We start from the raw sequence: 10809 nt of genomic DNA, 5'->3' as shown, positions 1-10809 counted from the left end.
ATGTTTGAATGATCGTTTTTTTGGATAGATAACAGATTATAATAAGTTTTATTAAGTGATTTTCTGAGACTTTTTCATGAAAGATATTTCGGTTTGTTAATATTTTATTTGGCACATTTGGTATAAACTTATATTTTTTACTAATAATTTTATATATTTTAAAATTGATATTATTATTATACTAAATATATTAGTTTTAGAGGTTTTATTATGGTTGTTAAAATTAATGAAAATTATCTTAAATTAAAAAGTAGTTATCTTTTTGTTGAAGTTGCAAGAAGAGAAGCGGAATTTACCAAAGCAAATCCTGATGCGGACATTATTAAAATGGGTATCGGTGATGTTACAAAACCATTAGTTCCTGCTGTTATTGAAGCATTTAAAGATGCAGTAGATGAAATGGGTAATGCTGATACATTTATGGGTTACGGTCCTGAACAAGGATACGACTTTTTGGCTAAAGCCATAATTGAAAATGATTATAAACCTTATGGCGTAGATTTGGAATTAAACGAAGTTTTCATCAGTGACGGCGCTAAATGTGATACAGGTAACATTCAAGAAATCTTCGGCCTTGACAATAAGATTGCTGTAACAGATCCTGTTTATACTGTATATGTTGATACTAATGTTATGGCTGGAAGAACCGGTGAAATGGGCGATGACGGAATGTATGAAGGATTAACATATCTTAAATGTAATGCTGAAAATGGTTTTGTTCCAGCATTGCCGTCCGAACCGGTAGATATTATTTATTTATGTTACCCAAACAATCCTACAGGTACTACACTAACTAAAGACCAATTAAAAGTATTTGTTGACTATGCAAAAGAAAACAATGCAATCATTTTATTCGATGCTGCTTATGAAGCATTTATACATGAAGACAATGTTCCTCACACCATCTATGAGATTGAAGGTGCTCGTGAGGTAGCTATTGAATTCAAAAGTCTTTCAAAAACCGCAGGTTTCACTGGAACCCGTTGTGCATACACTGTTGTTCCTAAGGAATTAATGGCTTATGATAGCGAAGGCAATGCTGTTGAAGTAAATCCTTTATGGAACAGAAGACAAACCACAAAATTCAATGGAGTATCTTACCCTGTACAAAAGGCAGCTGAAGCAACCTACTCTGAAGAAGGTAGAGCTCAGATTAATGAAGTTTTAGATTATTATATGGAAAATGCTAAAGTAATCAGGGAAAGCTTAACAGATATTGGTCTTGAAGTCTATGGTGGAGTCAGTTCACCTTACATATGGGTCAAAACTCCTAACGACATGGATTCCTGGGCATTCTTTGATATATTGTTGAATGAAGCAAATGTTATAGGAACTCCTGGTTCAGGATTCGGACCAAGCGGTGAAGGATATTTGAGATTAACTGCATTTAATACTTTAGAAAACACTAAAGAAGCAATGGACAGAATTTCAAAATTAGAATTCTAGGTGATTAATCTTGAAAACAATAGAGGAACCAGTTGTTATTCATGAAGGAGATTCATTTAAAACTGTCTTATCAAAATATGGTGCTTTAGCTTTAGATAAACAGGAAAACTTATCTGAATTTATCGGTGATGTTGAAGGCGATTTGGACTTGGAAAATGGAACTTTAAGCTTCGGCGATATCAAGTTGCCAATAGAAGTCTTAGGTTTTTACAATGATGATGTAAAACAATGGTCATGGGCATGGGACAGTGAAGAAATTTTTGGTGCCGATTTAATCAAAGCGGCTGCAGAAATCATGCAGGCAGGTATTGATGCAGGCATTCCGGAATTTTCGTCACCGGTTATCCAAGCTGATTACAATGCATGTCATGGATTGTCCATGGCTACTGTTGGAATTTTGGATTTGGATGCTTATTATGCTGTCAGTGAAGATGGTCTGGACATATTTGTAGCTATCAAGCAGGGAAACATTCCTGCAGTCGATAGTGTTGTAAAATTCAAAGATACTTTCTACACATTCCAAAAGAATTTCAAAGTTCACGGAAGACTTGCACTTGAATCCTACGCAAAACTTAAAGGATATCGCATTAAGCATCATGACGATTTTGATGTTGTTTATTTGGGTGAAAGCCGTTTTATTGTAGGTTTCACTGAAAGAGGCAATGTAAGTACTATCCAATTGTTGCTTGAAGAAGAGTGATTATATGAACAGTGATTTAGTTGATGAAGTAAATTACATGATAGACTTATTGACTAAATCCGGATTCTTTTCACAAGAGGAAATATTGGAAATTCTGGAAGATCAGTTCATAGAAGATGAAATTGATTTTTCCGATTTTGATATTTCTCCGAATGATTTTAACAACGAAAACTTCTCTGTTTTAGAGGAAACCTTTAAAAAACTGGCAGAAAAATCAATAATTGGTGTTCATAATTGTGGATATGATTTTATTGAAGGTGTTGAGGACATATTTGAGTTATATGTCCATTTGATTAATAATCAATATTCAGTTCAGGGATTTTGTTTTTATTCCTTTGAAGATGTGGAACAGGCCATTGAAGAGAATGTTCTAAAAATAACCTTTGGAGATTTTGAAAAGGATGAAAGTAAATCTTTAGAAATCGGTAAGATTGTTTATAAATATTTGTCTGATGCAAGCCTTGAACTCAACTGGGATGAGACGATTAATTCCCCTATCGAAATCATTGACTTTACTTGGGATAAGAAGTTTAGTGATGATAAAGAATATGAAATTGAAGGAGCTTATAATTTATTTACGGGTGTTATAAATGAAAATTAATTCTTTAAAGTTAATTGAAGAGGTTGTCAGTAATTTTGCTAAATTAACTTCTATTTATATATCTGGTGATGCTATTTATCTGGAATTCATTGATGTTGAACTTGGTGTTCCAAAAAATGAGGATGATTTAACTCTTTCAATGAGATTTGCTAAGAATTCCTTTTTTACGGTTTTTTATGACAATATATGGGATATTGATTTCGTGTCCAATTTCAGTTATAAAGATCATTTCCTGCAGGAAGACCTTTTGTTGGATGTTAGAAAAATCAAATTTTTGGATTTTGAATATCTGAATACATTTTTCTATAATTATTCAAAACAAAAGGATTTCACTAAGGATAAGGAATTTGATATTCATAATATTCGCTGTGATTTCTTTTGCATGATTGAATTTGGTGATGTCGCCATTGTCGTTGGAGGAAACGAGATGGATTTCTTCACCCCAAGCGAGAGACTTAATGATGATATTTTAAAAGAACTGTCCAATCAGTGGATGATGTACTACTTGACATATCATCAGAAAAGAAATATTATAAAAGATCCTATGTGTGAAAATCATCCTTTGAACAGATAGCATCTTTTACTGTTTTTTTTTATTTTTTCATTGAAACTTATAACAAGAATGTCAGGATAATTGTGCAAGTGAAGTAACTTCATTTATCTTTTTTGGATCATTTTATTATTCACTAAGCCCTTGGGCATCGTTTATTTTTCATGCCTCATTCTTTGCTCTTTTTGATTGTTATTTTTAAAGTTTCATCCAACTTTGTAATATCATAAGGTTTTGAGATAAATCCGTATGATCCTTTTACATTTGATTTTTCAAAAGTATCTGTATCTGTGTTTGCAGTCAAATAAACAATAGGGACTTCTAATTCTGAAATCACTTCGGCAGCTTCAATACCTTCCATGTCTCCTTTTAATTTAATATCCATTAAAACAACGTCAGGATTTGTTTCAGTAGCTGTATCAATTGCATCTTGACCAGTGTCAACTGTATCTATAACTTCGTATCCTAATTCTTCTAAACTGTATTTCAAATCAAGTGCTGTAATTGCTTCATCTTCTACAATTAATATTCTTTCGTTCATAGTATCCTTCCATTCAATAACATAATAATTTTTATAATTTATATTTTATATATTTGTATGCTTATTGTGATATGGTATGTTCCATAGTCAATGGGAATAATAATCTGAATCCCGTACCTTTATCAACATCCAAATAGCTAATGTTTCCATCCAATTGTTTGGTTAAGTTCTTAATTATCTCACAACCAAGACTGTGTTTCATATCTTTTTTGGTTTTATCGATACCGATTCCATTGTCTTTTATAATCAATTCACCAGTATTTTCATCCAGTCTTTTAATCTCTTTGGTTATTGTTTTATTCGGCCAATCTTCAGGGAATGCATGTTTAATTGCATTCATTGTCAGTTCATCAACCACCAGAAGCAATGGTGTTATTATCTCTATGGATAATGTGATATCAGGCTCTACGGTAGATATGAATTCAATTCCGTCTTCAACATCTTTCAATTTTATGTTTCCTCTTTGCAGAATATTGCTGCCTAAACGATTAATTATAAAATCTTTCCCATCATCAATTGGGATAAACATATTAACGTCAGACTGTACATATTTGATAATATTGCAGAAAGGAATCTTTATTGGTTTTTGATATTGAGGGACCACTTCAAACAAATCAATATTGCTAATGTTATATGCACGAACTTCCTCAATATTTACCAATTCTCTAAACTGTTTTTCAATATGCATGTCAATTACCAGAATTTTTGTTTAATTATATTATATTTATAATTATATTATATTTAATAATTTGTTGGAAAAGTTTTTTTATTATTAATAACATAATTTATTACTGTATGAAATATTTTTATTTTCATCATGTTAATTGTTATAGGGGTTATTAAATGACTTGTAGTATTTTAGTAGGCGGAGCATGGGGTGATGAAGGAAAAGGTAAATGTATTACTTACCTTTGTGACAATGATAAACCATCCATTATTGCACGTGCAGGAGTCGGTCCAAATGCAGGACATTCTGTTGAATTCAATGGTGAGAAATATGGTTTAAGATTAACTCCATCCGGTTTTGTACATACAGGCGCTAAACTCATGATTGGGGCAGGAGTTTTAGTAAATCCTGATGTACTGTATAAAGAATTTGAAGATTTGGCAAAGTATAATGTTAAAGAAAGAATGGCTATTGATCCAAGATGTGCAATAATTACACAAGACCATATAAACAGAGACAAATCTTCTGAGCATTTATCTAAAAAGATAGGAAGTACCGGTTCAGGATGCGGTCCGGCAAACTCAGACAGAGTAATGAGATCAATAAAATTAGCCCGAGACATTCCTGAACTTGAAGAATATATCACTGATGTATCTTTATCTATTAATGATGCTTTAAATGATGGTGAAGAGGTATTTATTGAAGGTTCACAAGGTTTTGCCTTATCACTTTATTATGGTTCATATCCTTATGTTACAAGTAAGGACACTACTGCTTCTACCTTTGCAGCTGATGTCGGTGTCGGACCAACAAAAATTGATGAAGTCATCAATGTATTCAAGGCTTATATTTCACGTGTTGGCGAAGGACCGTTCCCAACTGAAATGACTCAGGAAGAAGCTGAAAGCAAAGGTTTGGAAGAATATGGTGTTGTAACTGGACGCCGTAGAAGAATCGGTTACTTTGATATGGAACTTGCTAAGGAATCATGCAGAATTAACGGTGCAACCCAAATTGCATTGACATGTGTTGACAGGTTATATCCTGACTGTGCAAGAACACAGGATTACAATGATTTGTCTGCAGAAACCAAAGCATTCATCAATGATATTGAATCAGAAACTAATGTTCCAGTAACCATAATTTCAACCGGTCCTGATTTAAAAGATACCATTGATTTAAGAAAAGAATTATTATAATATGGTAAATTCAACTCGTAGAATTAAGTGCATATCACTTAAATCTATGAAATTCCTTTTTTTTAAAAATAAGATTATTTTCCAATAAAAAAATAAAAAAAGAGTAAGGATAGAAATTTATTCATTTGATAAATTATCAAAGTATCCTTGGATAAATACGACTGGAGTTCCTTTATCTCCGGAACCGCTGGTCAAGTCACATAATGAACCGATTAAATCAGTCAATACTCTTGGTGTAGTTCCTTCGGTAATCATTTGTCCAGTTAAATCTTTAGCTTTATGTCTTATTTCATCTATAATCGCTTCTTTTAATTCAATACCTTTCAAGTTAGCGAATTTATTATCTGAGACATATTTCAATTTAATTTCATTTGGATATCCGTTTAATCCATCAGTATGTGCTGGTGAAACAACAGGATCGGCCAATTCCCAGATTTTTCCAACAGGATCTTTAAATGCACCGTCACCGTAAACCATTACTTCTATTTGCTTTCCGGTAAGGTCAATTAATCTTTTTTGCACTTCCCTAACTAACTGGTCTCCTGTTCTTGGGAATAATTTTAATTTTTCCTCAGTAGCTTTATTTGAACCAAGCAATCCATAGTCTGGATTGTATCCGGAGTCTCCAATAGGCTCTGTTAAAACTTGATGCAGGCCGTACACATTGGCTCCTTTGGATTTAAGTAATTTTATGGTTTTTTCTCTTGTATGGATATCACAGGTTAAAACGTCATTAGTGTAATCGAGAATTGTTTTTATGTCATTGGAAAAGACAAATTCAACTTCACAGTCTTCACTTTCAATTAATTCTCTGTAAAAATCAATCATATTGATTCCAGTAAATGGATGAATCCATGATCCGAATATTTCACTGTATTCTGTTTCAGAGATTATACTTCCTAAATTGAAGGGGCTTTCGTCTAAAATTCTTTCATCTAAAATACCGTTTCCCACTTCATCTGCAGGAAATGATGTTAAAAGAGTAATTTTGTCCATTCCTCTTGCAATACCTTTCAAAATAATGGAAAATCTGTTTCTACTTAGGATAGGATTTACAACTCCAATGTTTTTGGAAGGGAATTTATTCTGCAAATCCTGTGCAACATCATCTACAGTTACATAATTTCCTTCTGAAATACCTACAACAGCTTCGGTAATTGCAACGATATCCTTGTCTCTGAATTCAAATCCTTCACTTTCTTTTGCTGCCATCAATGAATCTATAACAATAGTGGCCAAATCATCATTTTCTTTAATAATAGGTGTTCTTATTCCACGTACTACAGTACCAACATGTCTCATTTTTTTACTCCTAATAACCATTAAGGCGTGTTGGAATTAAACTTCCAATAACCCATATATTTTATATTTTTTTAATTATATATATGTTAAGATTTGATTCTGTAGAATGTTGCAGACAATACTAAAACTATTATTATAATTCCTGAATAAACAATCAGTTCAAATTGTGATGAGTTTGTAAACAGTTCGATGATTCCGAGTATCCAGATTATAAAAATAAATATTGGAAGAATGTATCTTATGATTTTTTCCCATAAGAATCCGACTTTAATGCTGGACTGCCTGTTTATGACAGGAACAAGCTTGTCTGTACCGTAAAATTGACCAAATATTACACATTGGACTGCAACAAGTATTAAAATTCCGAATTTATTGACAAATCCGTCAATTATTCCAACCAAATATGCGCTTATTCCACAGGTTAAAAGAAGTGAGCAGATACAGCCTATTATGCATAGTATGGTTACTAATCTTTTACGGCTTATATCAAATTTGGAAGAAATTGATCCTATTATCGGTTCGAAAAATGCGAATGTTGATGACATTCCAGCAGCAAAGACTGCAAGGAAAAATAACGGGGCTAAAATATGGCCCATCAATCCCATTATATCAAAAATTCTTGGAAATACGACAAATATTAGTCCTGTACCTTCAGTAACGATTTGTATCAGAGGTGTTCCTGAAGTTGCAGTCATGTATCCTAAAATTGAAAATACTCCGAATGCAGTAAATATTTCAAAACCTGAGTTTGATGCAATAACAATCAATACGTTATCGGTTAATTTGGCATCATCCGGCAGATAGCTTGCATATGTGAGCGCCATTGCTTCACCCATTCCAAGGGAGAAAATAATCTGTGAAAAGGCAACAAGCCATATGTTAACATCCAAAAGAGCATTCCAATCGGGTTTAAGCAGAGTATTGATTCCAATACCTGCACCGGGCAATGTCAAAGCATATATTACAATAATGGCCATCATTACAAATACTGACGGGATTAATATTTTTGAAGCAATACCAATTCCGTCGTTTATGGATTTATGGGAAATAAACCATAAAAGAAACCATGTAAATATAACTCCAATACCGACAGGAATGAAAAAATTTCCGATTTTTGAAAGGTTTGAACTTCCCCCAACATTCTGCACAAAATATGCTGCTGTGTCTGTTCCCCATGAAAAATTAATACTATTGACCAGATAAAACAAATCCCAGCTTATAATTACCATATAATAAACCAGGACTATTCCTATCAGTGCAATCAGTATCCATGCGATGTATTCAAATTTTGGGTTGATTTTTCTAAAAACCTCTGTAAAAGATGTTTTAAATGAAAATCCAACACCATATTCCAAAATAAGAAATGGAATTCCCATCAGGGCTATTGCTACAAAATATGGGATGAAAAATGAGCCTCCTCCATTGGAGTATACTACATAACTAAACCTCCAGATATTTCCAAGACCCACGGCAGCACCAATCATTGCAAAAATGAATGACCACATTGAATCCCATTGTGCATATTCACTCATAAAATAATATTTGTCGTTATTTTATTTTAAATGTATGTCAGAATATTAATTTTAATATAATCCTTTGATAAATATTATATTATGGAGCCTACCAATATTTTGAATTTTAACAACTGTTGGGAGTTTAGGGATTGGATGGAAAATAATCATTCGACCCAAAAGGAATGCTGGGTTAACTGCAAAAGAGTAAAACCTGAAAAAGGCGTTTTTTCACATACTGATGCAGTATATGTTGCATTATGCTATGGATGGATTGATTCTACCTATGGATTAATTGATGGGGTTCGAATGCAGAGATTTTCTCCAAGAAAAAAGAATAGCCATTGGAGTGAACTTAACAAAGAAAGGTGTCGGTGGCTAATTAAAAAAGGCTTAATGACATCTGGCGGTTTTGAAATACTTCCCGATTTGGATGAAGAGTTCACGATTGATGATGATATCATAAAAGCTTTAAAAAAAGACCGTGAAGTTTGGAAAAACTTTTTAAAGATTCCTGAGTTGTATAAAAGAATTAAAATTTCCAATATTCAGAAAGAAAGAAAAAACGAAGAAGTTTTTAAAAAGAAGCTGGATAATTTCATTAAAACTACTAAAACTGGCAAGACTCCTGGAAATTGGGATGATTACGGTAGGCTGGCATAACTTATATAATATATAATATATGTTTAGTTAAGCATTTAATTATGGGTGAAAAAATGGAAAATAAAAAAATAATGTTTATTTTAATTTTCATTTTGAGTTTGTTTGCCGTATCTGCTGTTTGTGCAGGTAATGCAATGCAAATGAAAGATGATAGCATCCATCAGGTTTCCACATTGCAGGCATTTATGCACGGGGAATATGATGGAATCATAACTGTAGGGGATTTGAAACTAAATGGAGATACAGGTTTAGGTACTTTTGAGGGTGCAAACGGTGAAATGATTGTTCTGGATGGTGTTGTATATCAGGCAAAAGCTGACGGTAGTATTCAGGAAATGCCAAATAATGAGAAAGTGCCGTTTGCCGTTGTCACTAATTTTGATGAAGATGCGGCAATGAATGATATTTCAGCCAAAAACTTCTCCGATTTAACTTCTCAGTTAGATAAAGAAGCCGATAAATTGGGAAAAAATAATATTTACGTTCTTAAGATTAAAGGCGATTTTTCCAATATTACTGTTAGAAGTGTTGAAAAACAGGAAAAACCATATAAAGAGTTTACTGAAGTAGCCAAAACAGATCAAAAAGTTTTCAATTATACTAATCAAAGCGGTACAATAGTTGCTATTTATTTCCCTAAGTATATGGAAAGTTTAAATATGCATGGATGGCATTTGCATTTCCTGTCCGATGATAAAACTAAAGGAGGCCATGTTTTAGAATTGAATATGACAAAAGCCAATGCAGGTGTTGATATTATCAGCGAATTTAACATGCTTCTTTCAACGAAAGATTCCTTTACAAAAATGGATTTGTCAGAGAATATGACCAGTAAGATAAGTTCTGTAGAATGAATTGAATCCGTTAAACTGCTAATATTATATTCTGATTTGATTTTTTAAACATCCCCATTTTTTTTAATTTTTTTTTTACTTATAAATGACTGTTTTTTTCACACAAGCACATAATCGCACTTCAAAAATTTTTAAAAATTATTTGATAGTATATTATTAATTGGTGGTGATTGTAGTGAAATATCAAACAATAGATAAGTTTTTTAAGGTGTCAGCTATTCTTTTTGGACAGTTGTTTGTTGATTTTTTCGGATTGAATTATCATATAATCAGATTGTACAGAAATGAATTGAATACATTTAATGGAAAAAGTTTGTTTTCCGATTTGGTATTTGAAACCCGTGAAGGAATTCTTTTAAACTTTGAATTTCAAGATATTAAGATTCAAAAGAAACATTTAAAAAAATATATGGACTATAAAGTTCATCTGCAATGCCAATCTGGAAAACGTGTTGTCACTGTTATTATTTGTACATATCACATTAAATCTGATATTTATATTTTCAATGAAACTGAAACTTCAATATTGAAACCCATTGTCCATTATTTAATCGATTATTATGATGAGGTTAAATATTTAAGTGTAAAAAATAAAATTAATAATAACCAAAAACTATCACATAATGAAATCCAATATTTAATTTTAATGCCATTCATGCTTAATAAGAATTTTAGGCAGGATCGGGTAAGGACTGTTTGTGGTTTGATTGAGGTTATTCGGATGAATAATTTATTTGATGATGAAGAGATGTATTTGCCGTTAATTTTAGCTATT

Annotated in this window: 12 protein-coding genes; 8 read left to right on the top strand and 4 right to left on the bottom strand. The window is 32.3% G+C overall.

Features of this window, described 5'->3' with window-relative positions; translation table 11 throughout:
• Positions 1–210 precede the first annotated feature (210 nt).
• Genes ACKI3Q_RS09470 through ACKI3Q_RS09455 form a run of 4 tightly spaced genes read left to right on the top strand, consistent with a single transcriptional unit; the run spans position 211 to position 3321 of the window.
• Entirely contained in the window at positions 211–1446 is a 1236-nt protein-coding gene (locus tag ACKI3Q_RS09470; RefSeq protein WP_407416346.1) for an LL-diaminopimelate aminotransferase, read from the top strand.
• A gap of 10 nt (positions 1447–1456) precedes the next feature.
• Complete coding sequence (locus ACKI3Q_RS09465) at positions 1457–2146, top strand: DUF6882 domain-containing protein (protein WP_407416345.1); 690 nt, start codon at positions 1457–1459, stop codon at positions 2144–2146.
• A 4-nt stretch (positions 2147–2150) separates the two neighbouring features.
• Entirely contained in the window at positions 2151–2747 is a 597-nt protein-coding gene (locus ACKI3Q_RS09460; protein ID WP_407416344.1) for a DUF6891 domain-containing protein, read from the top strand.
• Complete coding sequence (locus ACKI3Q_RS09455; RefSeq protein WP_407416343.1) at positions 2737–3321, top strand: hypothetical protein; 585 nt, start codon at positions 2737–2739, stop codon at positions 3319–3321. Before ACKI3Q_RS09460 ends, ACKI3Q_RS09455 begins: the two co-directional genes overlap by 11 nt.
• Positions 3322–3466: 145 nt before the next feature.
• On the opposite strand, the gene ACKI3Q_RS09450 is transcribed toward ACKI3Q_RS09455, so the two are convergent.
• On the bottom strand, positions 3467–3838 hold the full coding sequence (locus ACKI3Q_RS09450) for a response regulator (RefSeq protein WP_407416342.1): 372 nt from the start codon (positions 3836–3838) through the stop codon (positions 3467–3469).
• A gap of 61 nt (positions 3839–3899) precedes the next feature.
• Entirely contained in the window at positions 3900–4526 is a 627-nt protein-coding gene (locus ACKI3Q_RS09445) for an ATP-binding protein (protein WP_407416341.1), read from the bottom strand.
• Positions 4527–4681: 155 nt separating this feature from the next.
• Between ACKI3Q_RS09445 and ACKI3Q_RS09440 the strand changes: the two genes are divergently transcribed.
• Complete coding sequence (locus tag ACKI3Q_RS09440) at positions 4682–5704, top strand: adenylosuccinate synthetase (RefSeq protein ID WP_407416340.1); 1023 nt, start codon at positions 4682–4684, stop codon at positions 5702–5704.
• Between the two features lie 117 nt (positions 5705–5821).
• Here ACKI3Q_RS09440 and ACKI3Q_RS09435 read toward each other — a convergent pair whose 3' ends face one another.
• Complete coding sequence (locus ACKI3Q_RS09435; RefSeq protein WP_407416339.1) at positions 5822–7006, bottom strand: coenzyme F420-0:L-glutamate ligase; 1185 nt, start codon at positions 7004–7006, stop codon at positions 5822–5824.
• Positions 7007–7092: 86 nt separating this feature from the next.
• On the bottom strand, positions 7093–8538 hold the full coding sequence (locus ACKI3Q_RS09430; RefSeq protein WP_407416338.1) for a sodium-dependent transporter: 1446 nt from the start codon (positions 8536–8538) through the stop codon (positions 7093–7095).
• Positions 8539–8673: 135 nt separating this feature from the next.
• Between ACKI3Q_RS09430 and ACKI3Q_RS09425 the strand changes: the two genes are divergently transcribed.
• The 3 genes from ACKI3Q_RS09425 to ACKI3Q_RS09415 all read left to right on the top strand — a co-directional run.
• On the top strand, positions 8674–9180 hold the full coding sequence (locus ACKI3Q_RS09425) for a YdeI/OmpD-associated family protein (protein ID WP_407416337.1): 507 nt from the start codon (positions 8674–8676) through the stop codon (positions 9178–9180).
• Between the two features lie 53 nt (positions 9181–9233).
• A complete protein-coding gene (budA, locus tag ACKI3Q_RS09420) occupies positions 9234–10034 on the top strand; it encodes an acetolactate decarboxylase (RefSeq protein ID WP_407416336.1) in 801 nt (266 codons plus the stop codon).
• A 175-nt stretch (positions 10035–10209) separates the two neighbouring features.
• On the top strand, positions 10210–10809 hold a 600-nt coding region (locus ACKI3Q_RS09415), incomplete at its 3' end, for a hypothetical protein (protein ID WP_407416335.1).

The organism is Methanobrevibacter sp. (assembly GCF_045636185.1).
GTDB lineage: Archaea > Methanobacteriota > Methanobacteria > Methanobacteriales > Methanobacteriaceae > Methanocatella.
Note: the sequence above shows the minus strand (reverse complement) of the source record. Positions and strands in the feature narration are given on the sequence as shown.